Genomic DNA, 25,298 nt, shown 5'->3' on the forward strand with positions numbered 1-25,298 from the left:
TGATGCGGTGCCGGAAGATGTCGGTGGCTGCATCCGACCGCAGTTGCGCCATGCTCCGAGACTCCACCGGCTCACTCGGTGCACTTGAAGCGTGCGAACCATCCGGGTGTGCGGCACCGTTGGCGACGTTGGTGGCGGCGTCGGGGTCGCGGAAGCGGACCGTGCGCAGGTCGCGCCCGACGGCTGCGTCGATCGCGGTGACCACATACCCGGCGGACTCGGGATCGAGATACCAGTCGACGTGGGTCATGCCGTCGGCGGTGGTCGAGATCGTCAACGAGCGGCGCTGGCGGCGACGCTTCTCCCGCGACAGGATGCCGTCATCGTCGAGACGGTCCCGCACCTGGACCGCCAACGCCCGCAACTGCGCCACCGTCAGATCGGGAGCATTCTCGACCAACAGCCGCTCACCCAGCGCCAGCGCATCCGACGAACACGCCGGCGCCGCCAAAGACAGCTCCCGCACGATCACCGCCGCCTGCTCAACGCCGATCGTGGGCGTGGGCGTGGGCGCGGACAATGAACCCTGCGATGAATCGAGAGCCTCATCGAGGGGCGCGCAGAGCGCGGAAGCGAGCGCCGGAAACGCGGCCGGAACGTCTTCGCCCGCCGGGCCGGTGCTCGCCGAGACGGCGTCGCCCACCAGGCAGAGCCGACGGGCGGCCGGCATCGCAATTCGCCACCGTTCCGCCAGGAGGGCGGCGGGGGACGCGTGGCCGGCACGCATCGTGGGGTCGGAGTCACTCGGGGCCGCCGATCGGCTAACCAGCTCTGCGGCGATGCGAAGCTTTACCGCGTCGAGCACGGCTTGCGCGTCGCAGACGGTCCCGACGGCCGCGAGCAGGTCGTCGCAGCCGAGAGCCTCGGGAGCGGTCACCGGAAGCAGCGCTTCGCGAAGCGCCGCGGCCGGTGTTGGTTTGGTCATGGACCCAGTCCATCACGGACCACTGACATTCGAGGCCCATGAAACCGGCTTTGATCAGCTATTTATCCTGTGGATAACGCGCGAGTCCTGTGTCCTGTGGAGGCCGGTCGCTCAGGGATCGCACGCCGCGCACCCCACGCACCCCACGCACCCCACGCACCCCACTCACTTCGCAGCCCTCTCCGCCTCCTTCGCCGCCTTCTCAGCCTCTTTCGCAGCCTTCTCCGCCGCCTTCGCGTCGCGCTCCTTCGCCTTCTCCGCCGCGTTCCGCTCGCGCTCACGAACCCGGGCGATCGCCTCGCGTTCGCGTTTGCGCGCCTCGCGCAGCCGCCCCTCCGCCTCCCGCCGTGCCTTCGCGGCCTCGCGCACCGCCTTGTCATGCGGGATCGGCTCCGGCCGCGGCTCGTAGGCCACCACGGGCGCGCCCGTGGCCTTGGCGTCGACGTAATGCTGGATCCCGTCGAGGATGCGCTCGAGGCCGTAGGCGAAGTCGTCCTGTTCGTCCTCGCCCTCCGCGTCCGCGTACACGCCGGAGCGCACCAACGGAGCCAGGTACGGGAAGCGCTCGTCGGTCACGAGCTCCGACAGTGCCTCGGTGAAGGCCTCTCCTCGCTGAGCCGGCGTGTCCTCTCGAGCGCGGGCCTGCGTCACGTCTCGTTCGACGACGCCGACGGCGCGCGCGTACGAGCTCAGCAGCAGCGCCGTCGACATCTTCTCCGGCTCGCTCAGCGGGAGGTCCTTCATCACGCGCAGCCCCCAGTCGAGGATGGCGAGGTTGTTCGGCATCAGCGGCATGCCTGAGATCGGGATGTCCGCGAACCACGGATGCGCCTGCAGCACGTGGATCGAGGCGGCGGCCCACGCGCGCAGTCCGGCCCGCCAGTCGATCACCTCGTCGTCGGGCGGGATCGGGATGTCGCAGACCGCGTCCTGCATCAGGAGCAGCACGTCGTCTTTGCTGGTGACGTAGCGGTAGAGCGACATGGTCGTGAATCCCAGAGCGGTGGCGATCCGGCTCATCGACACGGCGCCGAGGCCCTCGGTGTCGGCGATCTCGATCGCCGTCTCGATGATGCGCTCGATGCTGAGCTCGCGTTTGGGTCCGCGCTGCGGTCGCTCGGCCACGCCCCAGCTCAGGGCGACGGCGCGGGGGAGCGCTTCTTCGACGGCGTCGGCCATTCGGGCCGCCTTTCTGATCGGTCGTTGACACTCATCCTAGAACTGTGTATTACTTAAACAAAATCGTATGCGACGTAAACAGTTTGCGACATACGCAGAAGCACCACCCAGATCAGAACCACCCAGAATCATCCAGAACCGACACAATCCAGACCAGAAGGGAACGATCATGGCAGCCAGCACCACCGCCATCGAGGTCACCGACCTCCGCAAGTCGTTCGGCGATCAGCGCGTGCTCGACGGGATCGGCCTGCGTGTGCAGGCCGGAACCGTCTTCGCGCTCCTCGGGCCGAACGGCGCAGGCAAGACGACGCTCATCAACATCCTGTCCACCCTCGTGCACCCCGACGCGGGTACGGCCAGCGTCGCCGGCCACGACGTCGTCCGCGATCCGGAGGGCGTGAAGCGCGCGATCAGCCTCACCGGGCAGTCAGCGGCCGTCGACGAAGTGCTCACCGGCGAGGAGAACCTGCGCATGATGGCACGGCTCTCCGGCTACAACGCACCGGATGCGCGTGCGCGCGCCGCCGAGCTCATCGAGCGCTTCGACCTGGCCGACGCCGCACGCAAGCGCGTGAAGACGTACTCGGGAGGCATGCGCCGACGACTCGACCTGGCGATCAGCCTGGTCGCGACGCCGCCCGTTATCTTCCTCGACGAGCCGACGACGGGGCTCGACACCCGCAGCCGGCAGACCCTGTGGAACATGATCCTGGGACTCGCAGCGCAGGGGATCACCATCTTCCTCACCACGCAGTACCTCGAGGAGGCCGACCAGCTGGCCGACCGAATCGCGGTGATCGACGGCGGCGTCGTCGTCGCCGAAGGGACCGCGGCCGAACTGAAGGCGCGGATCGGCGGCGAGGTCGTCGAGCTGCGCGACGCGGCCGACGAGATCGTCCGCGAGCTCCCCACCGACGGGACCGTCCACGGCCTGCGCGAAGCCATCGACCGGCTCGACGCGGCCGGCGTGCCCGGCTCGAGCGTGAGCATCCGCAAGCCGAGCCTGGATGACGTGTTCCTCGCCCTCACCGACCGGACATCCCTCACCGACCGGTCACCCCGCACCGATTCCGAACTGGAGGTCATCCGATGAGCGTCGCACTGGACACCCGCACCGACACCCGCACCGCGATCGCCGCACCGGCCGACCGCGCCGTCTCCACCCTCACGAGCACGGCCGTGTTCGTCGGCAGGAGCATCCGGCACACGCTCCGCAACGTCGAAGCGCTCACGATGGCGATCGTTCTGCCGATCATGCTCATGCTGCTCTTCACCTACGTGTTCGGTGGCGCGATCGACAGCGGCGGCGACTACGTGAACTACGTGGTGCCCGGCATCATCCTGCTCTGCGCCGGCTTCGGCTCCTCCAGCACGGCGGTGGATGTCGCCGACGACATGAGCAACGGGATCGTAGACCGCTTCCGCACGATGCCGTTGCGCGCGAACGGGGTGATCACGGGGCACGTCGTCGCCAGCCTCGCCCGCAACCTGCTCGCGACCGGAGTCGTGATCGGCGTCGCCCTGCTCGTCGGGTTCCGGCCGACGGCCGGGCCGGCGCAGTGGCTGGGGGCCATCGGGATGATCGCCCTGTTCATCCTCGCGATCACCTGGCTGTACGCGGCCATCGGACTGGCCGCACGGACCGCAGCGGCCGCGAGCGGCTACGGGTTCGCCCTCCTGTTCGTGCCGTATCTGTCGAGCGCCTTCGTCCCGACGGACACGATGCCCGGATGGCTGCAGTGGTTCGCCGACAACCAGCCGATCACGCCGGTGATCGAGACCATCCGCGGCCTGCTGTTCGGCACCGAGATCGGCGACCGCGCGTGGTGGGCGGTCGGCTGGTGCCTGGCCATCACCATCGGCGCCTACATCTGGGCCGCCTGGCTGTTCCGCCGCAAGGCAGGACGCCGCTGACCGGCTGATCCCGGGTCGGACGCCGTCGCTCCCCGCCTCCTGCGGAGAGGGGCGGCGTTCCGCCGTGCTCAGGCCGCGACGGACACGGCGAAGTCGTCGACCGCCGCCAGCAGCCCTTCCGGATTCCGGAACAGGTGGGCCGAGATCCCGACGGACCGCGCGCCGGCCACGTTCTCGGGCAGATCGTCGGCGAAGAACGTCTCCGAGGCATCCGCCCCATAGCGTTCGAGCACCCGCTCGAAGACCACCGGGTCCGGCTTGCGGGCGCCGTAGTGCGACGACGAGAAGAGGTGGTCGCGTCCGAACAGGGGAACGAGTTCGGGGGCCAGCGTGGCGAGATGCGCTTCGACGAGTGGGCCGTTGTTGGTCAGCAGCGTGAGCGTCCCGAGCTCGGCGGCCCGTTCGACGGCGGCGAGCGATCCCGGCCAGGGCGTCATCGCACCGCCCCGGGCGCGCAGGAAGTCGCTCACCGACAGGTCTACCTCGAGGGCGGCGGAGAGAGCGTCGAGGTACGCCTCCGGCGTCGGGAACGCGCCCGCCTCGGCGGCGCCCTCGCCCTCGGCGTTCCACCAGCGGTCGCGCAGCTCGGTCAGCTCCAGGCCGGTGAGCTCGGTCATCGCCGACATCCGGTGCCGCCAGTCGTAGTCGTACAGCACGTTGTCCATGTCGAAGACGAACAGCATCAGCGGTCGCGCTCCGCGAACGCGTGGATGGCCTCCACCAGGCCCTCGGTGTCGAAGGTCCCGTCGTCGCGTTTCGTGAAGTGGAACGCGTGCATCCCCGCCTCGCGGGCGCCCTCGACATTCGCGAGCGAGTCGTCGAACAGGATGGCGTCCCCCGGCACCACGCCGAAACGGCCGAGTGCGCGCGTGTAGATGCGGCGCTCGGGCTTGCGGGCGCCGAGCACGGCGGAGACGAGGTCGTTGCCCTGCAACACGTCGATGATCTCCGGCGCGAGCACCGGGAGCGAGTCCTTGAACGGGATGGGGTTATTCGAGAGCAGGGAGACGGTGCCGAGCGTCGCTGCCTCATGCAGGGCGGCGATCGAGCCCGTGATCGGCGTCATCGCGGCCTTGCGGGCCTGCTGCCACTGTTCGAGCGTCAGCTTCGCCCCCGTCACCTCGGCGAAGGCTTCGAGGTACTCCTCGGTGGTGGCGTACTCGCCGATCTCGGCCGCGCGCTCATGCCCGCCCGCCCACCAGGTCGACGCCAGTCGGTACTGGCTGACGCCGCCGAGCTGGGCGAGCTTCGGCAGGCGCTCGTGGAAGTCGTAGTCGTAGAGGGTCTTGTCGCAGTCGAAGAAGTAGACATCCATCGCCTCCAGTATCGACCCACCGACAGGGAACCCCCTGATCGCTCAACTATCATTGTGCCGACATGGCAACCATCTACGACTGCTCGGTCGACTCCGAACTCCTCACCGGCATGCGGCTCGCGCGCGCCGCCATCGGCCGCGGCGAGCTCGTCGTCATCCCCACGGACACCGTGTACGGAGTGGCCGCCGACGCGTTCGACCCCGCCGCCGTGCAGCGCCTGCTCGACGCGAAAGGGCGCGGACGGCAGTCGCCGCCCCCGGTGCTGATCCCCGGTATCCCGACCCTGGCGGCGCTCGCCGAGGAGGTTCCTCAGGCGGTCACCGACCTCGTCCAGGAATTCTGGCCGGGCGGCCTCACCGTCGTCCTCCCGGCCCAGCCGTCGCTCGTCTGGGATCTGGGGGAGACCCGCGGAACCGTCGCCCTGCGCATGCCGAGCGACACGATCGCGCTCGAACTGCTCTCGGAGACAGGCCCGCTCGCGGTCTCGTCCGCGAACCTCACCGGCCGCCCGGCGGCGCGCACGGCGGCGGAAGCCGAAGCGATGCTCGGCGACTCGGTCCAGGTCTATCTCGACGGGGGAGAGGCCGGCGCGGCGTACGACCGTGTCGAGGGCAAGGACTCCTCGTCCACGATCATCGACGCCACGGCGCTCGCGGCGGGAACGGGCCCGCTGCGCATCCTGCGCCACGGGGTCGTCTCAGAGGAGCAGATCCGCGCGATCGTCGGCGACCAGCTGGCGCCGAGCGACGCAGCGGAGCCGGCATCCACTGAGACCCCGTCGGATGCGTGAGTCGTGACCCTCCTCCTCGCCCTCGCCCTGATCTCGGCCGTCATCACCTTCGGGATGTCGCTCGTCGTCTACAAGCTGAGCCTGAAGTACCGCCTGTACCCCAAGATCCGGGAGCGCGACGTGCATACGCGCCCCACCCCGCGGCTCGGCGGCATCGCCATGTTCCTCGGCATCCTGGTGGCGTTCGGCGTCGCCTACCTGCTCTCCAGCCAGTTCGGCGTGCTCGGGCTGATCTTCTCCGACTCCGGCCCGATCCTCGCCATCCTGGGCGCGTCGCTGCTCATCGTCGTCATCGGCGTCGCCGACGACATCTGGGACCTGGACTGGATGACGAAGCTGGCCGGCCAATTCGTCGCGGCCGGGCTGGTCGCCTGGCTGGGCGTGCAGATCTATTCGCTGCCGATCGGCGGTCTCACCGTCGGCTCGCCCGTGATGAGCATCATCATCACGCTCTTCGCGATCGTCCTCGTGATGAACGCCATCAACTTCATCGACGGGCTCGACGGCCTGGTCGCCGGTGTCGCCCTGATCGCCAACGGCACCTTCCTCGTCTACACCTACCTCCTGCAGCGCGAAATCAGCCCGCAGAACTACTTCAGCCTGGCCGGCGTGATCGCGGCCATCCTGGTGGGGGCGTGCGCCGGGTTCCTTCCCCTCAACTGGCATCCGGCCAAGATGTTCATGGGGGATGCCGGCGCCCTGCTGATCGGACTGCTGATGGCCACCTCGGCGATCTCCGTCACCGGCACGATCAATCCCGAGGTGCTGCCGACGCTCGGCCGCTCGTCGCTGGTGCCGGCCTTCATCCCGATCATCCTGCCGTTCGCCGTGCTCATCGTTCCGCTGCTCGACTTCGGGCTCGCGGTCATCCGGCGCCTGCGGGCGGGGAAGTCGCCGTTCAGCGCCGACCGCAAGCACCTGCACCACCGCCTGCTCGACATGGGGCACAGCCACCTGCATGCCGTGCTCATCTTCTACGCGTGGACCGCTGTGCTGTCGATCGGCTGCCTGCTGTTCTTCTTCGACCCCTACTGGATGGCCATCGTCTTCGTCGCCGTCGGTCTCGTTATCTGCACGGCGTTCACCCTCGCGCCGTTGAGCCGGCGCAAGGCGAACGAAGCGGCCGCCGAGCTCGCACCGGCCGGCACCCACGAAGCGGATGCGACGGCGCACTACGACCAGCTCGACGCCGCCAGCGAGAAGCCAGAACTCGAGACCACCCCGCCCAGCACCAAGGAGATCCCATGACCGACCACGAGAGCGGAACGCCTTCGGCCGGCCAGCCAAAGCCGGCGCGCCCGGCTACGCCTGCACAGCCCACCTCGACGGCCGTCTTCAAGGACGTGCTGAAGTACGGCGCGATCCTCGCGATCGTGATCGCCGTGGTGGGGGCGGTGCTCGGGGGAGTGTTCGCCGGCTGGATCGGCGTCACGAGCGCGCTCATCGGCACGCTGATGGCGGTCGTCTTCCTCAGCATCACCGCGCTCAGCATCCTCATCGCCAATCGCTTCATCGGGAGCGACCTCTTCGTCGGGCTGTTCTTCGGCATCGTGCTCGGCGGCTGGCTGCTCAAGTTCGCGCTGTTCATCGTGCTCGCCGTCGTGCTGCGCGACCAGCCCTGGATCAACCCGATCGTGCTCTTCCTGAGCCTGATCGTGGGCGTCATCGGATCGCTCGTCGTCGACATGGTGGTCGTGTTCCGATCGCGCATCCCGTATGTCAGCGATGCGCAACTGCCTGGGGAAAAGCCGTAAGCCGTATCCGATTCGTTACCCTGCAAAATCTCTTGTAGAGTTATCGAAGTTCCCCCACCCCACACCTGCCCGAGCGAATTCTGCCGGTGCGATTGTGAAGGTGTTCACATGTTCGTCGTCGCGAGAGCTTTAGCTCGACGCCCCGAAACAGGAGATAGCGCTGTTAGCTAACGCTGTGAACCTGCTGGTCCAGACCGCAAGCTCCGATGACGGTAGCTTCCACGGTCCGTCGATCGATGAGTTCTTCCCGCCCGCAATTTTTTCCATCGGTGGCTTCGAGGTCAACCGGATCATGGTCATCCGGTTCATCGCGGTGCTCGCCATCATCCTGGTCTTCTGGCTCGGCACCCGCCGCATGAAGATCGTTCCCGGCCGCTTCCAGTCGGTCGTGGAGATGGGTCTCGACTTCACGCGAGTGAACATCGCAGAAGACCTGCTCGGCAAGAAGGACGGCAAGCGCTTCCTTCCGCTGATCACCACCATCTTCTTCATGGTGCTGTTCATGAACCTCACGGGAATCATCCCGTTCCTGAACATCGCGGGAACCTCGGTCATCGGCGTTCCGCTGGTGCTCGCGGTCGTCGCCTACGTGGTGTTCATCTACGCCGGCATCAAGAAGAGCCCGTCGAACTTCTTCCGCAACGCGCTCTTCCCGCCCGGCGTGCCGAAGGCCCTCTACATCATCGTGACGCCGATCGAGTTCGTCTCGACCTTCATCCTGCGCCCGATCACGCTGACGCTCCGACTTCTCATGAACATGGTCGTCGGCCACCTCCTCCTCGTGCTGTTCTTCAGCGCGACAGCGTTCTTCTTCTTCACGGCCGGGAGCTGGTGGACGCTCTTCGGATTCGGCACGCTCGCGTTCGGATTCGTCTTCACGCTCTTCGAAATCCTGGTCGCAGTACTGCAGGCCTACGTCTTCGCACTGCTCACGGCTGTCTACATTCAGCTCGCAGTCGCCGAGGAACACTAACAACGGTCAGCGCGCCCGCGCTGACCGCCATCACGGAAGGAAACACATAACGTGGACATCGCTGCTATCAACGGCAACATTGCCACTGTCGGATACGGCCTCGCCGCCATCGGCCCCGCCATCGGTGTGGGTATCGTCGTCGGCAAGACGATCGAGGGTGTCGCTCGTCAGCCCGAGCTCGCCGGTCGTCTCCAGGTTCTGATGTACATCGGTATCGCCTTCACCGAGGCGCTGGCGTTCATCGGTATCGCGACCTACTTCATCTTCGTCTAAGTCCTCTTTTCTCAGTCAGTAAGGAGGAAGCATGATCCACTCCGTGGTGAAAGCTGCTACAGAATCGCCTAATCCGCTCATCCCTGAGTGGTACGACATCGTCGGTTCGCTGATCTGTTTCATCATCATCTTCGTCTTCTTCTGGAAGCTCGTGCTTCCGCGCATGAAGAAGCTGCTCGATGAGCGTGCAGAGGCGATCGAAGGCAACATCGCGAAGGCCGACGAGGCGCAGCACAAGGCGGAGGCACTCCTCGAGGAGTACACCGCCCAGCTCGCCGACGCGCGCACCGAAGCTGCCAAGATCCGCGAGCAGGCCCGCACCGATGGCGCGAAGATCGTCGCCGAGGCCAAGGACAACGCCGTGGCCGAGGCCGCGCGCGTGACCGCTCAGGCTCAGACGCAGATCGAGGCCGAGCGCCAGGCGGCCGTCGTGTCGCTGCGCGGTGAGGTCGGATCGCTCGCGATCGACCTGGCCTCCGGCGTCGTCGGAGAAGCCCTCAATGACGACAAGCGTTCGCAGGCGATCGTCGACCGGTTCCTGGCCGACCTCGAAGCCAGCGAGAAGGCAGGATCGAGCAAGTAATGGGAAGCGCCACCAGAGAAGCATTGGCCCGGTCCGTGTCGGCTCTCGACGCGGAGACCAAGGCCGATCTGGCGACGGCTGAAGACCTGTTCGCCGCAGGACGAGTCGTCGCCGACTCCGCCCAGCTCCGCTCGGTCATCAGCGACCCTTCGGCCGACCCGGCAGGTAAGGCGGCGCTCGTGACGAGCGTCTTCGGCCCGAAGGTGTCGAAGCCGGCGCTCGGCCTGCTGGTCGCGGTCGCGCGTGAGCGGTGGTCGAATGCGACCGACGTGCTCGCCGCGATCGAGGAGCTCGGGATCCGCGCCATCGCGAAGTCCGCACCCGCCGACATCGACATCGCGTCGGAGCTCTTCACGTTCGGAGGCGCCGTGACCTCCAACGCAGGGCTCGAACTCGCGCTGCGCAGCAAGCTGGCCGATCCGGCAGCCAAGGCCGCGCTCGTCGACCGGCTGCTGGAGGGCAAGGCCTCCCCGCAGACCGCGGCGATCGTGCGCCAGCTCGTGCTGCAGCCGCGTGGACGCAGCATCCGTGAAGCGCTCCGCGCAGCCGCCAACACCGTTGCGGCCCAGTCCGAGCTCACGGTCGCGACCGTCTACACCGCCGCGTCGCTTCCCGCCGCGCAGGGGAAGCGTCTCGAGTCCGTCCTCTCCCAGCGGTACGGCACTCGGCTGAAGATCAACCAGATCGTCGACGCCACCCTGCTGGGTGGCCTGCGCGTGCAGATCGGCGACGATGTGATCGACGGCAGCATCGCTTCGCGCATTCACGATTTACGACTTCAGTTGGTGGGCTGACCGCACGGTCTCCTGCCGAACACAGGCATTGAGGGACGTCCAAGTCCCGCACAGATAGGGAACAACGATGGCAGAACTAACGATCAGCCCCGATGAGATTCGGGATGCGCTGAAGGACTTCGTCTCCAACTACGAGCCGTCCAAGGCGGACACCACCGAGATCGGGCACGTCATCGACGCGTCCGACGGCATCGCGCACGTCGAGGGTCTCCCCGGCGTGATGGCGAACGAGCTCATCCGCTTCTCCAACGGTGTCGCGGGCCTGGCCCAGAACCTGGACGAGAACGAGATCGGTGTCGTCATCCTCGGTGAGTTCGACGGGATCGTCGAAGGCATGGAGGTGACCCGCACGGGCGAGGTCCTCTCGGTGCCCGTCGGTGACGGCTACCTCGGCCGCGTCGTCGACCCGCTCGGCAACCCGATCGACGGTCTCGGCGAGATCGCGACCGAAGGCCGCCGCGAGCTCGAGCTGCAGGCGCCCGGCGTCATGCAGCGCAAGAGTGTGCACGAGCCCCTGCAGACCGGCATCAAGGCGATCGACGCCATGATCCCCGTCGGCCGTGGCCAGCGCCAGCTGATCATCGGTGACCGCCAGACCGGCAAGACGGCGATCGCGATCGACACGATCATCAACCAGAAGGCCAACTGGGAGTCGGGCGACGAGAACAAGCAGGTCCGCTGCATCTACGTCGCGATCGGTCAGAAGGGCTCCACCATCGCCTCGGTGAAGGGTGCCCTCGAAGACGCCGGCGCGATGGAGTACACCACCATCGTCGCGGCTCCGGCCTCCGACCCCGCCGGCTTCAAGTACCTCGCGCCGTACACCGGCTCGGCCATCGGCCAGCACTGGATGTACAGCGGCAAGCACGTCCTGATCATCTTCGACGACCTGTCGAAGCAGGCGGAGGCCTACCGCGCCGTTTCGCTGCTGCTGCGTCGTCCGCCGGGACGCGAGGCGTACCCCGGTGACGTGTTCTACCTGCACTCCCGTCTGCTGGAGCGTTGCGCCAAGCTGTCCGACGAGCTGGGCGCCGGATCGATGACCGGTCTGCCGATCATCGAGACGAAGGCGAACGACGTCTCGGCGTACATCCCGACCAACGTGATCTCGATCACCGACGGCCAGATCTTCCTGCAGTCCGACCTCTTCAACGCCAACCAGCGTCCGGCGGTCGACGTGGGAATCTCGGTCTCGCGTGTCGGTGGCGACGCTCAGGTCAAGTCGATCAAGAAGGTCTCGGGAACGCTCAAGCTCGAGCTGGCCCAGTACCGCTCGCTCGAGGCGTTCGCGATGTTCGCCTCCGACCTCGACCAGGCCAGCCGCCGTCAGCTCGCTCGTGGCGCCCGCCTGACCGAGCTGCTCAAGCAGCCGCAGTACTCGCCGTTCCCCGTCGAGGAGCAGGTCGTCTCGATCTGGGCCGGAACCAACGGCAAGCTCGACGAGGTCCCTGTCGAAGACATCCTGCGCTTCGAGTCCGAACTGCTCGACCACCTGCGCCGCAACTCGAACGTCCTCGACGTTCTGCGCGAGACCAACGTCCTCTCCGACGAGACGGTCGACACGCTGGGTTCGGAGATCGACAAGTTCAAGCTCGAGTTCCAGACCGGTGAGGGCAAGCCCCTCGCCTCGGTCGGGCGCGAAGAGTTCGAGGCCATCGCTCAGGAAGATGTCAACCAGGAGCAGATCGTCAAGGCGAAGCGCTGAGCCACGGCATTCCGTCGGCACAGCAGATAGGTATGTAGGAGATACATGGGAGCGCAACTTCGGGTCTACCGGCAGAAGATCAAGTCTGCCCAGACGACCAAGAAGATCACTCGGGCCATGGAGCTGATCTCCGCCTCACGCATCCAGAAGGCGCAGGCGAGGGTCGCTGCATCCACGCCGTACGCCCGGGCCATCACGCGCGCGGTCTCGGCCGTGGCGACGTACTCGAACGTCGAGCACGTCCTCACCACCGAGCCGGAGAAGATCGAGCGCGCTGCGATCGTCATCTTCTCTTCGGACCGCGGACTCGCCGGGGCGTTCAACTCGAACGTGCTGAAGGAGTCGGAGCGGCTCGCTGAGCTGCTGCGCAGCCAGGGCAAGGATGTCGTCTACTTCCTGATCGGACGCAAGGCGAGCGGATACTTCAGCTTCCGTCGTCGCGCGTTCGAGCGGGTGTGGACCGGCGGCACGGATGCCCCGGAATTCGAGCAGGCGAAGGAGATCGCGGACGCGATCCTCGAGTCGTTCCTGCGCGATGCATCCGACGGCGGAGTCGATGAGATCCACGTGATCTACAACCGCTTCATCAGCATGCTGACGCAGGAGCCCGAGGTCGTGCGACTCCTCCCTCTGGAGGTCGTCGAAGGCGTCGAGGAGCCCGACAACAAGCAGGTGCTGCCGCTGTACGAGTTCGAGCCGGATGTCGGCACCGTTCTCGACTCGCTGCTCCCGGTGTACATCGAGAGCCGCATCTTCAACGCGATGCTGCAGTCGGCTGCGTCGAAGCACGCCGCGACGCAGAAGGCGATGAAGGCTGCGAGCGACAACGCAGACAAGCTCATCACCGACTACACCCGCCTGGCGAACAACGCTCGTCAGTCCGAGATCACCCAGCAGATTTCCGAGATCGTCGGCGGCGCGGACGCACTGTCCTCCGCCAAGTGACCGGGTCCCACGTTTAGTAGAACGAGAAGAGAAGACACATGACTACCGCAACCGCCGAAGCCCAGGCTTCGACCGAGCAGCCCGCCGGCGTGGGGCGCATCGCCCGCGTCACCGGCCCGGTCGTCGACATCGAGTTCCCGCACGACTCGATCCCGGGTATCTACAACGCCCTCAAGACCACGATCACCATCGGTGAGCAGTCGACCGAGATCACCCTCGAGGTCGCTCAGCACCTCGGTGACGACCTCGTGCGCGCCATCGCCCTGAAGCCGACCGACGGACTCGTCCGCGGCGGCGAGGTGCGCGACACCGGCGGCCCCATCACGGTGCCGGTCGGCGATGTGACCAAGGGCAAGGTGTTCAACGTCACCGGTGACATCCTGAACCTCGAGCCCGGCGAGACCGTCGAGATCACCGAGCGCTGGGGCATCCACCGCGAGCCCCCGAAGTTCGACCAGCTCGAGTCGAAGACCCAGCTCTTCGAGACCGGCATCAAGGTCATCGACTTGCTGACCCCGTACGTGCAGGGTGGCAAGATCGGCCTGTTCGGCGGTGCCGGTGTCGGCAAGACCGTGCTCATCCAGGAGATGATCCAGCGCGTCGCCCAGGACCACGGTGGTGTCTCTGTCTTCGCCGGTGTCGGCGAGCGTACCCGTGAGGGCAACGACCTGATCCACGAGATGGAGGAGGCGGGCGTCTTCGACAAGACCGCCCTCGTCTTCGGCCAGATGGACGAGCCGCCGGGAACGCGTCTGCGCGTCGCACTGTCGGCCCTGACCATGGCGGAGTACTTCCGCGATGTGCAGAAGCAGGATGTGCTGCTCTTCATCGACAACATCTTCCGCTTCACGCAGGCCGGCTCGGAGGTCTCGACGCTGCTCGGCCGCATGCCGTCCGCGGTGGGCTACCAGCCGAACCTCGCCGACGAGATGGGCGTTCTGCAGGAGCGCATCACCTCGACGCGTGGTCACTCGATCACCTCGCTGCAGGCGATCTACGTCCCCGCCGACGACTACACCGACCCGGCGCCGGCGACCACGTTCGCCCACCTCGACGCCACCACCGAGCTGTCGCGTGAGATCGCGTCGAAGGGCCTGTACCCGGCCGTCGACCCGCTGACCTCGACCAGCCGCATCCTCGATCCCCGCTACTTGGGCGAGGACCACTACCGCGTGGCGACCACGGTCAAGCAGATCCTCCAGAAGAACAAGGAACTGCAGGAGATCATCGCCATCCTCGGTGTCGACGAGCTCTCGGAAGAGGACAAGATCACGGTGTCGCGTGCGCGCCGCATCCAGCAGTTCCTCTCGCAGAACACCTACATGGCGAAGAAGTTCACGGGCGTCGAGGGATCGACCGTTCCGCTGAAGGACACCATCGAGTCGTTCGACGCGATCGCCAAGGGCGAGTACGACCACGTGGCCGAGCAGGCGTTCTTCAACGTCGGTTCGATCTCGGACGTCGAAGAGAAGTGGGCTCAGATCCAGAAGGAGAACGGCTGATAATGGCTGTCCTCAACGTCAGCGTCGTCGCCGCCGACCACGAAGTGTGGTCGGGCGAGGCGAACATGGTCGTCGCGAAGACGGTCGAGGGTGAGATCGGTATCCTCCCCGGCCACGAACCGCTGCTGGCCATCCTCGCCTCCGGCGAGGTGCGCGTGACCCTGAACGGAGGGGAGTCGATCAAGGCGCAGGCCGACGACGGCTTCCTCTCCGTCGAGAACAACACCGTCACCGTGGTGGCGCGTCAGGCAGAGCTGGTCTGAGTTGGCGGACGCGGCAGGGCCGATCGATCGACAGTTCGGGGACGTGCGCGTCCCCGTTCTGATCGCCATGGCCGGGCTCCCCGGCTCGGGCAAGTCGACGCTCGCCGAGATCCTCGGTGCCCGTATGGGCGCCACCACCGTATCGGTGGATCCGATCGAGGCGTCCATCCTCAAGGCCGGGATCGACTCGGACCAGCCCACCGGGCTCGCGGCCTATCTGGTTGCGGAGACCATGGCCGAGCAGGTGCTGCTCGCCGGTCACTCGGTGATCGTCGACGCGGTGAACGCCGTGGAGCCGGCCCGTCTGCAGTGGCGCGACCTGGCCGCGCGGTCGGACGTGAAGCTGCGCGTGATCGAGGTCGTCTGCTCTGACGAGGAACTCCACAACGAGCGACTCTCCAAACGCCGGGTCGTGCCGAGCGTCTACGCCGTCGAGCAGAGCATCGACGAGTACGCCGAGTGGAAGGGCGCGTGCGCGTCGCTTCCCCGCGTCACCATCGACACGGCGGCGCCGCTCGGCGAGAACGTCGAGATCGCGCTGGCCTTCCTGGAGGGCTAGCGTGCTCATCCTTCTACCGCCCTCCGAGACCAAGCGTGACGGAGGAGCGGGAGAGCCGCTCGCCCTCGACGGCCTCGGCTTCGGCGAGCTGTCCCGCGTGCGACGCGAGGTGCTCGCGGCCGTGGCGAAGCTGTCCCGCAACCGCGAGGCGAGCATCCGGGCCCTCAAGCTGGGCCCGAAGCAGGCCGGCGAGGTCGACCGCAACCGCGCGATCCGCAGCTCCGCGACGATGCCGGCGCTGGAGCGCTACACAGGGGTGCTGTACGACGCCCTCGACGCCCCCTCGCTGTCCGAGGAGTCCCGCGCATTCGCGCACTCGTCACTCGCGGTGCATTCGGCGTTGTTGGGGCTGGTGCGTGCCGACGATCTGATCCCCGCCTATCGCCTCTCGTTCGACTCGCGGCTGTCGCTCGAGCGCGGCGCTCCCACCCTGAAGAAGCGGTGGGCGCCCGTCGTCGGTGGCCTGCTCGCCGCTCGCCCCGGCCTGATCCTGGATCTGCGCTCGGAGGGGTATGCCGCCCTCGGCCCGACCCCGGTGCGCGAGCACGTGCACTATGTGCGGGTGCTCGCCCGGGACGAGTCCGGCAACACCAGGGCGCTCAATCACTTCAACAAGCAGGCGAAGGGGCTGTTCGCCCGTGCGCTCGTCCAGTGCGGGATCGACTTCGCGGGCACAGCGGAGTTGCTCGACTGGGCGCGCTCGGAGGGTTACGATCTGAGCCTCTCGACGGGTGGTCCGGCCTCCGCCGGCGGGGTCGGCGACCTGGAGCTCGTCGTGCCCGAGGTCACGGGAGAGCGCGGCTCCCTGATGGCGGCTCTGCGCTGATCCCGGCCGGTCGCGGCGACGGTCTCGGGGACCCCCCGAATTGGGCTGCCGCCCAAGACTGCAGGCGCGCAAGTCTTTGCGTGAATCGGTAGTGCACCCGGCAAAAGTGAGATAAGCTCACACCAGGTGAAGCTCTCACAGCTTCGTATCGGGCAATGCGAGCCAGAGGAGGAGCATCCAGCCGAGGTGGGTTTGGCGCTCTCGACGTTGAGATGCGCTCACCCCCGCCGATCTGTCGGGCCGACGTCACGGTAACCCGGCGTGAATCCCCTCACGCCGATTGTGAACGTTCGGATGCGTGAGGTCTCTGTTCCGCCTGCGGTCGGGCACGTGCGGAGGGGACCTTGCGAGCGAGAATCCAGCGTTCCGAATGAGTGCCGTCGTCGGCCCGACCCTCTTTGCGTCGGCCCGCCTTTTCTGGCGGGTCGGCGCAGTAGGGGCCGGCCGGAGTCCACTGCACCCTGCACACTGCGGCGCGGCGCGGCGCGGCTCGGCGCGAGATCACTCGGCCCGGAAGCATCCCTCGAAGTGGTCGTCGACCATGCCGGTGGACTGCATCAGCGCGTACATGGTCGTCGGCCCCACGAAGCGGAAGCCGTTGCGGCGCAACTCCTTGCTGAGCGCGGTCGATTCCACGGTGACGGCGGGGACGTCGCCCCAGCCTCGCGGGCGCGGCGTCGTTGCGGCCGGGGGAGCGAAGCTCCACATCAGTTCTTCGAGCGGTCGATCGAGGGCGAGCGTGGCGCGCGCGTTGGCGATCGTCGCCTCGATCTTGCCGCGATGTCGGATGATGCGGGCATCCTGCAGCAGGCGTTCGACGTCGGCTTCGGTCATCGCGGCGACCCGCTCCACGTCGAAACCGTAGAAGTCTTCGCGGAACGCCGGGCGGCGCCGCAGAATCGTGATCCAGGAGAGGCCCGCCTGGAAGCCCTCGAGGCACAGCTTCTCGTAGAGCGCGCGCGGATCGTGTTGTTCGCGACCCCATTCCTCATCGTGGTACCGGCGGTACTCGGGATCGGTCGCGGCCCAGGAGCAGCGCGCGAGCCCGTCGTCGCCGACGATCACGGAGGCGCGTGGTGTGGCGGCGGCATCCGGTGCATCGGTCGAATCGGGGGAGGTGGCGGTGGTGGTGGTGGCCGGGCCCTCGAGTGAGCCGGTCGTCGTTTCGGGGGAGGCGGGCGAGCTGTCGTCGATGGGTGCGCTCATGCCGCCAGCATGATCCCTTCGTGCGTGAGGAGCCACAGTTTCGTGGGGATGCCCTCGCCTCCGCTGTAGCCCGTGATCTTGCCGGTGGACGACAGCACTCGATGACAGCCGATGATGATCGGGATCGGGTTGGCGCCCACCGCGCCGCCGATCGCGCGACCGGCCGTCGGGCGGCCGAGTTCGAGCCCGAGCTCGCCGTACGACGTGAGCTGCCCGTACTCGAGGGAACCGAGTCTCTCCCAGACGGAGCGCTGGAATGCGGAACCGCCGAAGCTGACCGGGAGCTCGAAGTTCTTGCGATCGCCGGCGAAGTACTCATCGAGCTGCTTCACGGCGCGCTCGAGCACGTCGTTGCTGCGTTCCTGGTGCTCCTCGAGGGGAAGGTGGCCGTCGCGCTCGATCGAGAGCGACGTGATGGCCTGGCCATCGCTGGTGAGTTCGAGGCGGCCGATGGGGCTGCTCATGCGCGTGAGATAGGCGAAGGAAGTGCTCATGGTTCGACTGTAGGGGGCCCATCCGACATCCACTCGCGGAAATCGGACATTGGGGACAACCTCTACGCTCGTCGTGCTGTGGAGGACGGTCACCGTCCGCGGGTGCGCCGAAATAGACTCGGAACATGGCAGAAATCGACTACCGCACGCTCGGAGACTCGGGACTCGTCGTCTCGACCATCGGCCTCGGCTGCAACAACTTCGGACGCGTCGGCACCGCATCCGAATCGCAGGCAGGAACGGACGCGGTGATCGACGCCGCGATCGACGCGGGCGTCACGTTCTTCGACACGGCGGACATCTACGGTGCAGAACGCGGGCTCTCGGAGACGCTGATGGGCAAGGCCCTCGAGGGCAAGCGCGACCGGATCGTGCTGGCCAGCAAGTTCGGCATGGACATGGCAGGGGTGAACGGGCCCGACTGGGGCGTCCGCGGGTCGCGCCGGTACATCCGGCTCGCGGTCGAGTCGTCGCTGCGACGGCTGCGCACGGACTGGATCGACCTCTACCAGCTGCACCAGCCCGACCCCGCGACGCCGATCGAGGAGACGCTCGCGACGCTCGACGACCTGATCACCGAGGGCAAGATCCGGTACATCGGCCACTCCAACCTCGCCGGCTGGCAGATCGCCGAGGCGGAGTTCACAGCCGAGCTCCACGGCCACCCCAAGTTCATCTCGTCCCAGAACGAGTACAGCCTGCTGGTGCGCGACGCGGAGAAGGAGGTGCTTCCGGCGGTGAACGCGTACGGGATGGGCTTCCTTCCGTACTTCCCCCTCTACAACGGCCTGTTCACCGGCAAGTTCTCCCGCGAGGGTGGCCCGTCGGACAGTCGGATCATGATGATCCGCAAGCACCTGGTCGACAACGCGCCGTGGGACGTCATCGAGGAATACCAGGCGTTCTGCGACGAGCGCGGCGTGACGATGCTCGAGGCGACCTTCGCTTGGTTGCTGGCGCAGCCCGGCCTCACGAGCGTCATCGCCGGCGCCACGAAGCCGGAGCAGATTGTGCAGAACGCCGAGGCGGCGACGTCGTGGCGCGCCACGCCCGAGGAGATCGCCGCCATCACTGCGATCTTCTCCTGACTCGCGCTGCTCTGACCTGACCTGATCTGGACCGCCGGATCAATCGAGTCGGGGATTAATCGCACCTCTCGGCGCAGGGGCGTGATTAATCCCCGACTCGATTGTGCGGATGTCCGCGAAGCGGCAGTGGGAGCGGAGCCGATGCGGTCCCGAGTTCGCCCTGAGCGAACGGAAACGTTCTTGTGAGTGAGCACTCACTCCGACTAGAGTGCTCGCGTGGAGAACGAAGAGAAGGAGCGGCCGCGGCGCGCCCAACCGCTTTCCGTGGAAGACCGGCAGGCGATGATCATCGATGCCGTCATCCCGCTGTTGCTCGTGCACGGCCGCGGCGTGACCTCGAAGCAGATCGCCGAGGCGGCCGGGATCGCCGAGGGCACGATCTTCCGTGCCTTCGGCGACAAGGAGACGCTCGTGCAGGCCGCCATCGAGAAGTACCTCGACCCCGAGCCGCTTCGCGAGGCGTTGCGCTCCATCGACCCGGTGCTCCCGCTGCAGCACAAGGTGCGGGCGATCATCTACCTGCTGCGCGAGCGGTTCGAGAGTGTTATGCGCATCATGGCCGTGATCGGCCCTGAGCGACCTCCGGTCAAGCAGGAACGGCACGAGTTCGCGGCGATCATCGCGCGTATTCTCGCCCCGGATGCCGACCAGCTGAACTGGCCGCCGGATCGCATCGCCTACATCCTGCGTATGATCAGCTTCGCCTCGGCCTTCCCTGCGCTGAACGAGGGCATCGAGTTCGGGGTCGACGAGCTCGCCGACATCACCCTCATCGGTGTCGCGGGCAAGCCGTTCGCCGTCGTCACCCCGAGGGCGGAGCCCGCCGACGCCGTCATCGATTCCGCCATCGGCGAGGCAGACCTCACAGCCCTCACAGCCCTCACAGACGCCACGGCAGACGTCAGCGCCACCGCGGACGTCAGCGCCACCGCATCCGCCGGCACCACCGCATCCGCCGGCACCACCGCATCCGTCAGCACCACCGAAACCACCGCACACTAAGGGACCACATGCTTCTCAAACTCCTCGGCCGGTTCCTCCGGCCGCACTGGCCACTGCTCATCGGCGTGGTGGTGTTCCAGCTCGCGCAGTCGCTGCTGTCGCTCTGGCTACCCACCCTGAACGCCGACATCACCGACAACGGCATCGCCAAGGGTGACACGAACTACATCCTGTGGGTCGGGCTCGGGATGCTCGGCGTGACGCTCGTGCAGGTCGGATGTTCGATCACGGCCGTCTACTTCGGCGCCAAGGTCGCGATGCGGGTCGGCCGTGACCTGCGCGGCTCGATCTTCCACAAGGTCGGCGAGTACTCCGAGCGCGAAGTGACGAAGTTCGGCGCCCCGTCGCTCATCACCCGCAACACGAACGATGTGCAGCAGGTGCAGATGCTCGTGCTGATGACCTGCACGCTGCTCGTCTCCGCACCGATCCTGGCGATCGGCGGCATCATCCTCGCCATGCAGCAGGACATCCAGCTCTCCTGGCTCATCGCGGTGAGCGTCCCCATCCTGCTGGTCGCCGTCGGCCTGATCATCACGCGCATGGTCCCGTTGTTCCGCAAGATGCAGGAGCGGATCGACCGGGTGAACCGCGTGCTGCGCGAGCAGCTCACCGGCATCCGGGTGGTGCGGGCGTTCGTGCGCGAGGACATCGAGACGAGCCGGTTCCGCACGGCCAATGACGAGGTCACCGACACCGCGCTGCGCGCCGGCCGTCTGTTCGCTTTGATGTTCCCGATCGTCATGCTCGTGCTCAACGTCTCGAGCGTCGCCGTGATCTGGTTCGGCAGCTTCCGCATCGAGGACGGTTCCATGCAGATCGGTACCCTCACGGCGTTCCTCCAGTACCTGATGCAGATCCTGATGGCCGTGATGATGGCGACCTTCATGGCGGTCCTCGTGCCGCGCGCGGCGGTCTGCGCCGAACGCATCAGCGAGGTGCTGAACACGGAGTCGTCGGTGCACGCCTCGGACAACCCGATCATGCAGCTGGAATCCCACGGCACCGTCGAGTTCGTCGATGTGAGCTTCTCGTATCCCGGTGCCGAGCAGCCCGTGCTCAGCGACATCACCTTCCTCGCGGAGACCGGCAAGACCACCGCGATCATCGGCAGCACCGGCGCAGGCAAGACGACGCTGATCAACCTGGTGCCGCGCCTGTTCGACGCGACGAGCGGCATCGTGCTGGTCGACGGCGTCGACGTGGCAGAACTCGATCCCGACCTGCTCTGGTCGCGCATCGGCCTCGTGCCCCAGAAGCCCTACCTCTTCTCGGGCACGGTCGCCAGCAACCTCCGGTACGGCAAGCCGGACGCCACCGACGAGCAGCTGTGGCACGCCCTCGAGGTGGCCCAGGCGAAGGACTTCGTCGAGCGGATGGACCAGGGACTCGACGCCCCGATCGCTCAGGGAGGCACCAACGTCTCGGGCGGCCAGCGCCAACGTCTCGCCATCGCCAGAGCCCTGGTCAAGCGCCCGGAGATCTACGTCTTCGACGACTCGTTCTCCGCACTGGACACCGCGACGGACGCCCGGCTCCGGGCGGCTCTCGCCCGCGACGTCGCCGAGGCCACGATGATCATCGTCGCCCAGCGCGTCTCGACGATCATCGACTCCGACCAGATCATCGTGGTCGACGACGGCCGTGTGGTCGGACGCGGCACCCACGAAGAACTCCTGCAGAACAACGAGACGTACGCAGAGATCGTCTCGTCGCAGCTCACCGCGGAGGAAGCAGCATGAGCGACGACACCGAAACCCAGGAAGCCGCACCGGTCCGGCCGGCACCGCCTCGCCGCGGTCCCGGTGGTGGGGGCCCGTTCGGCGGGATGGGCGGACCGGTCGAGAAGTCGATGAACTTCGGTCCTTCCGCCAAGCGTCTCGCCGGCCGCCTGCGCCCCGAGGCGATCGGGCTCACCTTCGTGACCCTGCTCGCCGTGATCAGCGTGGTCTTCGCCGTGCTCGGGCCGAAGCTGCTCGGCAACGCCATCAACCTGGTCTTCGCCGGCGCGATCTCGCTCCAGTTTCCGAGCGGGATGACCCAGGCGCAGGTGATCGCCGGTGCGCGGGCCTCCGGGCAGACCCAGATCGCGGACCTGCTGAGCGGAACCACGTTCACTCCGGGTGCCGGCATCGACTTCACCGCTGTCGGCATGGTGCTCATGTGGGTGCTCGCGCTCTACATCGCGTCGTCGCTGTTCAGCTACCTGCAGGCCTATGTGCTCAACGGCATCACGCAGCGCACGGTCTACCGCCTGCGCCAGGACGTCGAGGCCAAGCTCCACCGTCTGCCGCTGAAGTACTTCGACGGGATGCAGCGCGGTGAGCTCCTCAGTCGTGTGACGAACGACATCGACAACATCTCGCAGACCCTCCAGCAGACGATGAGCCAGCTGCTCACCTCGCTGCTCACGGTGATCGGCGTCATCGTGATGATGTTCATCATCTCCCCGTTGCTCGCCGTGATCGCGCTCATCACGATCCCGCTCACGCTCATCATCACGACCGTGATCGCGAAGCGCTCGCAGAAGCTGTTCGTGGCGCAGTGGAAGCACACCGGAGAGCTCAACGGCCAGATCGAGGAGGCCTTCACCGGCCACGCCCTCGTGAAGGTCTTCGGCCGTCACCGCGAGGTCGAGGAGCAGTTCCGGCTCAAGAACGAGGAGATGTACGAGGCGAGCTTCGGCGCGCAGTTCATCTCTGGCATCATCATGCCGGCCATGATGTTCGTCGGGAACCTGATGTACGTCGTGATCGCTGTCGTCGGCGGCCTTCAGGTGGCCAGCGGCGTGATGCAGCTCGGTGACGTGACCGCGTTCATCCAGTACTCGCGGCAGTTCACCCAGCCCCTCACCCAGCTCGGGTCGATGGCCAACCTGCTGCAGTCCGGTGTGGCGAGCTCGGAGCGCGTGTTCGAGCTGCTCGATGCCGACGAGCAGTCGGCGGACCCGGCCGAGCCCGAGAGCCCGCAGGGCACCAAGGGACTGCTGGCGTTCGAGGACGTGTCGTTCCGGTACGTCGAGGACAAGCCGTTGATCGAGGACCTCTCGCTCGTCGCCCAGCCGGGTCAGACGGTCGCGATCGTCGGCCCGACGGGAGCGGGCAAGACGACACTGGTCAACCTCATGATGCGGTTCTACGAGCTGGACTCGGGGCGGATCACGCTCGACGGCGTCGACATCGCGTCGATGACCCGGCGCGACCTGCGCAGCCGGATGGGCATGGTGCTCCAGGACACCTGGCTGTTCAACGGGACGATCCGCGAGAACATCGCGTACGGGCGTCCGGATGCGACGGAGGAGGAGATCCTCGACGCGGCCAAGGCGACGTACGTCGACCGCTTCGTACACTCGCTCCCCGACGGCTACGACACGGTGCTCGACGATGAGGGCGGCAACGTCTCGGCGGGGGAGAAGCAGCTGCTGACCATCGCCAGGGCGTTCCTGGCGCGGCCCAGCGTGCTCATCCTCGACGAGGCGACGAGTTCGGTGGACACCCGCACCGAGGTCTTGGTGCAGAAGGCGATGGCGGCGCTGCGCAGCGACCGCACCAGCTTCGTGATCGCGCACCGGCTGTCGACCATCCGCGACGCCGACCTGATCCTGGTGATGGAGGCCGGACGGATCGTGGAGCAGGGCACGCATGCCGAACTGCTCGCAGCAGGCGGCGCGTACTACACGCTGTACAACGCGCAGTTCGCCGCGCCCGTCTCCGACGAAGCCTGAGGCCACGAGGACACGAGACCACGACGCCTGACGCGACGACGCACGGAACCCTCGGCTCACCGGGCCGGGGGTTCCGTGCGTTCGGTCAGTGCCCGGTGAGCGGCGCCAGCAGGCGGGCGACGATCGAGGGGGTGCCCGTCAGCCGCTCCTCGAGGTCGGCTGCCTCCGCACCGAGCAGCCCGGCGTTGGCGCCGGCGTAGCGCAGCGGCTCCGGCTCCCAGCGCGGCGACCGGTGCCCGACCCAGGGGAGCCGGGTGAGCTCGCTGGTGGTCCCGGTGAGCAGGTCGGCGAGGGTGCGCCCGGCGAGGTTGGTCGTGCTGAGGCCGTCGCCGACGTAGCCGCCGGCCCAGGCCTCCCGTCGAGTCCGGTCGAGGCCGACGCTCGCGTGCCAGTCGCGGGGGACGCCGAGGGGGCCGCCCCAGTGGTGGGTGATCCGTGCGCCCGCCGCATCCGGGAACAGCGCGGCGAGCGCGTGGCGCAGGTGCTCGCGCACGCGGGCCACCTGTTCGTAGGCGGGACTGATCGTGCTGCCCAGGTGGTAGACCGCTCCCCGCCCTCCGAAGGCGAAGCGGTTGTCGGCGGTGCGCTGACCGTAGATGATCAGGTGGCGGAAGTCGGCGAAGGTCTGACCGTGCTCGATGCCGATCCGGTCCCACGTCTCGTCGCTGAGCGGTTCGGTCGCGATCATCAGCGAGTACAGCGGCAGGATGCGCCGGCCGACCTGCTTGATCGCCGCGCCGTAGCCCTCGGTGGCGTTCACGACCGTGCCCGCCCTCACGGTGCGGGCGATGCCGCCCGCGATCGCCGACACGACTCCGTCGGCCCAGGAGACCACTTCGGTGCCCTCGTAGATCGTTGCGCCGGCGCGCTCGACCACGCGGGCGAGTCCCCGCACCAGCTTGGCCGGATGCACGCGGGCGCACGCCGGCGTGAAGGTCGCGGCCACGGCATCCGGCACGCCGTAGCGGGAGCGCACCGACTCTGTGCCGAGAAGCGACACCCGGTCGACGCCGTAGCGCTCCGACTCGGCGTACTCGGCCCGAGCAGCGGCGAGCTGCGCGCGCGAGCGTGCGAAGGTCACCGTCCCTCCGCGCACGTAGTCGCAGTCGATGCCCTCGGCCTCGGCGACGCGACCGACCTCGTCCACGGTGTCGACCATCGCCCGGCGCTGTGCGACGGCGCCGTCGAGACCGTACCTGGCCTCCAACGCCGAGGCGGACTTCGGGAAGAGCGCCGAGCACCAGCCGCCGTTGCGACCGGAGGCGCCGAAGCCGGCGACCTCCTTCTCCAGCACCGCGATCCGCAGTGAGGGGTCGTGCTGCTGCAGGTAGTACGCGGTCCACAGACCGGTCAGCCCCGCGCCCACGATCGCGACGTCGACCTCCACGTCGCTCGTGAGCCCCGGCCGCGGCCGGAACCCGTGCTCGGCCTCGCTGATCGAATCGAACCAGTAGCTCTGCTGCACCGAACTCATCCGTCA

26 protein-coding genes are annotated in these 25,298 nt (G+C 67.3%); 19 read left to right on the plus strand and 7 right to left on the minus strand.

Going from position 1 to position 25,298, the window contains the following annotated elements:
• Nucleotides 1-877 (minus strand): DUF222 domain-containing protein (locus AC1DB1_RS15040; protein WP_477201384.1); only part of this gene is annotated, 877 nt, incomplete at its 3' end.
• 213 nt (nt 878-1,090) lie between these two features.
• Nucleotides 1,091-2,104: a TetR/AcrR family transcriptional regulator gene (locus AC1DB1_RS15045; protein ID WP_477201385.1), complete on the minus strand. Its 1,014-nt coding sequence runs from the start codon at nt 2,102-2,104 to the stop codon at nt 1,091-1,093.
• A 169-nt stretch (nt 2,105-2,273) separates the two neighbouring features.
• Here AC1DB1_RS15045 and AC1DB1_RS15050 point away from each other — a divergent pair, with 169 nt between their 5' ends.
• Nucleotides 2,274-3,200, plus strand: coding sequence for an ATP-binding cassette domain-containing protein (locus AC1DB1_RS15050; RefSeq protein WP_477201386.1), 927 nt, complete (start codon nt 2,274-2,276; stop codon nt 3,198-3,200).
• Nucleotides 3,197-4,021 (plus strand): ABC transporter permease, encoded by an 825-nt coding sequence (locus AC1DB1_RS15055; protein WP_271178027.1) that lies wholly within the window; start codon nt 3,197-3,199, stop codon nt 4,019-4,021. Before AC1DB1_RS15050 ends, AC1DB1_RS15055 begins: the two co-directional genes overlap by 4 nt.
• A gap of 68 nt (nt 4,022-4,089) precedes the next feature.
• Here AC1DB1_RS15055 and AC1DB1_RS15060 read toward each other — a convergent pair whose 3' ends face one another.
• Both AC1DB1_RS15060 and AC1DB1_RS15065 read right to left on the minus strand, forming a co-directional pair.
• Nucleotides 4,090-4,704 carry an HAD-IA family hydrolase gene (locus tag AC1DB1_RS15060; RefSeq protein WP_477201387.1) on the minus strand — a complete coding sequence of 205 codons (615 nt, stop codon included), beginning with the start codon at nt 4,702-4,704 and terminating at the stop codon, nt 4,090-4,092.
• Nucleotides 4,704-5,336 (minus strand): HAD-IA family hydrolase, encoded by a 633-nt coding sequence (locus AC1DB1_RS15065; RefSeq protein WP_271178029.1) that lies wholly within the window; start codon nt 5,334-5,336, stop codon nt 4,704-4,706. The genes AC1DB1_RS15060 and AC1DB1_RS15065 overlap by 1 nt, the downstream gene beginning before the upstream one ends.
• A gap of 62 nt (nt 5,337-5,398) precedes the next feature.
• On the opposite strand from AC1DB1_RS15065, the gene AC1DB1_RS15070 reads away from it, so the two are divergent.
• The 13 genes from AC1DB1_RS15070 (at nt 5,399) to AC1DB1_RS15130 (ending at nt 16,304) form a co-directional block, all read left to right on the plus strand.
• Nucleotides 5,399-6,127, plus strand: coding sequence for an L-threonylcarbamoyladenylate synthase (locus tag AC1DB1_RS15070; RefSeq protein ID WP_477201388.1), 729 nt, complete (start codon nt 5,399-5,401; stop codon nt 6,125-6,127).
• A gap of 3 nt (nt 6,128-6,130) precedes the next feature.
• On the plus strand, nt 6,131-7,375 hold the full coding sequence (locus AC1DB1_RS15075; protein ID WP_271178031.1) for an MraY family glycosyltransferase: 1,245 nt from the start codon (nt 6,131-6,133) through the stop codon (nt 7,373-7,375).
• Nucleotides 7,372-7,881 (plus strand): hypothetical protein, encoded by a 510-nt coding sequence (locus tag AC1DB1_RS15080; protein ID WP_477201389.1) that lies wholly within the window; start codon nt 7,372-7,374, stop codon nt 7,879-7,881. Before AC1DB1_RS15075 ends, AC1DB1_RS15080 begins: the two co-directional genes overlap by 4 nt.
• A gap of 175 nt (nt 7,882-8,056) precedes the next feature.
• On the plus strand, nt 8,057-8,854 hold the full coding sequence (gene atpB / locus AC1DB1_RS15085; RefSeq protein ID WP_271178033.1) for a F0F1 ATP synthase subunit A: 798 nt from the start codon (nt 8,057-8,059) through the stop codon (nt 8,852-8,854).
• 51 nt (nt 8,855-8,905) lie between these two features.
• Nucleotides 8,906-9,127 carry an ATP synthase F0 subunit C gene (atpE, locus tag AC1DB1_RS15090; protein WP_064111451.1) on the plus strand — a complete coding sequence of 74 codons (222 nt, stop codon included), beginning with the start codon at nt 8,906-8,908 and terminating at the stop codon, nt 9,125-9,127.
• A gap of 31 nt (nt 9,128-9,158) precedes the next feature.
• Nucleotides 9,159-9,710: a F0F1 ATP synthase subunit B gene (locus AC1DB1_RS15095; protein ID WP_271178034.1), complete on the plus strand. Its 552-nt coding sequence runs from the start codon at nt 9,159-9,161 to the stop codon at nt 9,708-9,710.
• On the plus strand, nt 9,710-10,504 hold the full coding sequence (locus tag AC1DB1_RS15100) for a F0F1 ATP synthase subunit delta (protein ID WP_477201390.1): 795 nt from the start codon (nt 9,710-9,712) through the stop codon (nt 10,502-10,504). The genes AC1DB1_RS15095 and AC1DB1_RS15100 overlap by 1 nt, the downstream gene beginning before the upstream one ends.
• Nucleotides 10,505-10,571: 67 nt before the next feature.
• The gene (atpA, locus tag AC1DB1_RS15105) at nt 10,572-12,209 is read left to right on the plus strand and encodes a F0F1 ATP synthase subunit alpha (RefSeq protein WP_271178036.1); all 1,638 of its coding nucleotides are present in this window, start codon (nt 10,572-10,574) and stop codon (nt 12,207-12,209) included.
• A 45-nt stretch (nt 12,210-12,254) separates the two neighbouring features.
• Nucleotides 12,255-13,154, plus strand: coding sequence for a F0F1 ATP synthase subunit gamma (locus AC1DB1_RS15110; protein ID WP_271178037.1), 900 nt, complete (start codon nt 12,255-12,257; stop codon nt 13,152-13,154).
• 38 nt (nt 13,155-13,192) lie between these two features.
• On the plus strand, nt 13,193-14,656 hold the full coding sequence (gene atpD, locus AC1DB1_RS15115) for a F0F1 ATP synthase subunit beta (RefSeq protein ID WP_271178038.1): 1,464 nt from the start codon (nt 13,193-13,195) through the stop codon (nt 14,654-14,656).
• 2 nt (nt 14,657-14,658) lie between these two features.
• Nucleotides 14,659-14,919: a F0F1 ATP synthase subunit epsilon gene (locus tag AC1DB1_RS15120; protein ID WP_271178039.1), complete on the plus strand. Its 261-nt coding sequence runs from the start codon at nt 14,659-14,661 to the stop codon at nt 14,917-14,919.
• A gap of 43 nt (nt 14,920-14,962) precedes the next feature.
• Nucleotides 14,963-15,478 (plus strand): P-loop nucleotide/nucleoside kinase family protein, encoded by a 516-nt coding sequence (locus AC1DB1_RS15125; protein ID WP_271178040.1) that lies wholly within the window; start codon nt 14,963-14,965, stop codon nt 15,476-15,478.
• A 1-nt stretch (nt 15,479) separates the two neighbouring features.
• On the plus strand, nt 15,480-16,304 hold the full coding sequence (locus AC1DB1_RS15130; RefSeq protein ID WP_271178041.1) for a YaaA family protein: 825 nt from the start codon (nt 15,480-15,482) through the stop codon (nt 16,302-16,304).
• Nucleotides 16,305-16,805: 501 nt separating this feature from the next.
• On the opposite strand, the gene AC1DB1_RS15135 is transcribed toward AC1DB1_RS15130, so the two are convergent.
• The gene (locus tag AC1DB1_RS15135; RefSeq protein WP_309297490.1) at nt 16,806-17,510 is read right to left on the minus strand and encodes a DNA-3-methyladenine glycosylase I; all 705 of its coding nucleotides are present in this window, start codon (nt 17,508-17,510) and stop codon (nt 16,806-16,808) included.
• Nucleotides 17,507-18,004 (minus strand): methylated-DNA--[protein]-cysteine S-methyltransferase, encoded by a 498-nt coding sequence (locus AC1DB1_RS15140; protein ID WP_477201391.1) that lies wholly within the window; start codon nt 18,002-18,004, stop codon nt 17,507-17,509. Before AC1DB1_RS15140 ends, AC1DB1_RS15135 begins: the two co-directional genes overlap by 4 nt.
• Nucleotides 18,005-18,129: 125 nt before the next feature.
• On the opposite strand from AC1DB1_RS15140, the gene AC1DB1_RS15145 reads away from it, so the two are divergent.
• The 4 genes from AC1DB1_RS15145 to AC1DB1_RS15160 all read left to right on the plus strand — a co-directional run bounded on the left by AC1DB1_RS15145 (nt 18,130) and on the right by AC1DB1_RS15160 (nt 23,818).
• Nucleotides 18,130-19,092 carry an aldo/keto reductase gene (locus AC1DB1_RS15145; RefSeq protein WP_271178043.1) on the plus strand — a complete coding sequence of 321 codons (963 nt, stop codon included), beginning with the start codon at nt 18,130-18,132 and terminating at the stop codon, nt 19,090-19,092.
• A 216-nt stretch (nt 19,093-19,308) separates the two neighbouring features.
• On the plus strand, nt 19,309-20,094 hold the full coding sequence (locus tag AC1DB1_RS15150; RefSeq protein WP_477201392.1) for a TetR/AcrR family transcriptional regulator: 786 nt from the start codon (nt 19,309-19,311) through the stop codon (nt 20,092-20,094).
• Nucleotides 20,095-20,102: 8 nt separating this feature from the next.
• Nucleotides 20,103-21,836, plus strand: a complete 1,734-nt coding sequence (locus AC1DB1_RS15155; RefSeq protein ID WP_477201393.1) for an ABC transporter ATP-binding protein — start codon at nt 20,103-20,105, stop codon at nt 21,834-21,836.
• On the plus strand, nt 21,833-23,818 hold the full coding sequence (locus AC1DB1_RS15160) for an ABC transporter ATP-binding protein (protein WP_477201394.1): 1,986 nt from the start codon (nt 21,833-21,835) through the stop codon (nt 23,816-23,818). Before AC1DB1_RS15155 ends, AC1DB1_RS15160 begins: the two co-directional genes overlap by 4 nt.
• Nucleotides 23,819-23,903: 85 nt before the next feature.
• Here AC1DB1_RS15160 and AC1DB1_RS15165 read toward each other — a convergent pair whose 3' ends face one another.
• Nucleotides 23,904-25,292 (minus strand): NAD(P)/FAD-dependent oxidoreductase, encoded by a 1,389-nt coding sequence (locus AC1DB1_RS15165; protein WP_477201395.1) that lies wholly within the window; start codon nt 25,290-25,292, stop codon nt 23,904-23,906.
• Nucleotides 25,293-25,298 lie beyond the last annotated feature (6 nt).

Source organism: Leifsonia sp. 10N434, assembly GCF_056394405.1.